Genomic DNA, 550 nt, shown 5'->3' on the forward strand with positions numbered 1-550 from the left:
TAAAAGAAATAAAGTGTTTGAAGGCGTTGCTCATCATGGAAAAGGCACTATGGGTTGGTCATATGGATTCAAACTACATTTAATAATTAATCATTTAGGTGAGATTGTGGCGCTAAAGCTCACAACGGGCAATGTGGATGATCGAGAGCCTGTTTCTGATATGGCGGACTCTATCTTCGGAAAACTCTATGGCGACAAAGGTTATATCAGCAAAGCGCTCTCTGGTGAGTTACTAGAAAAAGGTGTCGAGTTAATCACGACGGTTCGAAAGAATATGAAGAAAAAATTTATTTCATTGTGGGACAGGGCTTTATTGAAAAAACGATTTATAATCGAAACGGTGAATGATCAATTGAAAAACATTTCTTACATTGAACACTCTAGACACCGCAGTATGCATGGCTTTATGCTAAATTTACTTGGTGGATTAATTGCCTATTGCCTAAAAGAGGAAAAGCCGTCATTAGATTTAACATCGCAAGAACTTGAAATTTTAGAGAGTAATAATCTAATGTTGGCTTAACCAGATCTCAGGTTAAATAATCAACTG

Annotated in this window: 1 protein-coding gene; it reads left to right on the forward strand. The window is 36.7% G+C overall.

The features are described 5' to 3' along the window. Window positions 1-523 (forward strand): IS982 family transposase (locus tag CWC14_RS05025; protein WP_138561656.1); only part of this gene is annotated, 523 nt, incomplete at its 5' end. Window positions 524-550 lie beyond the last annotated feature (27 nt).

The sequence above is a fragment of the Pseudoalteromonas sp. S3260 genome (genome assembly GCF_005886925.1).
GTDB lineage: Bacteria > Pseudomonadota > Gammaproteobacteria > Enterobacterales > Alteromonadaceae > Pseudoalteromonas > Pseudoalteromonas tetraodonis.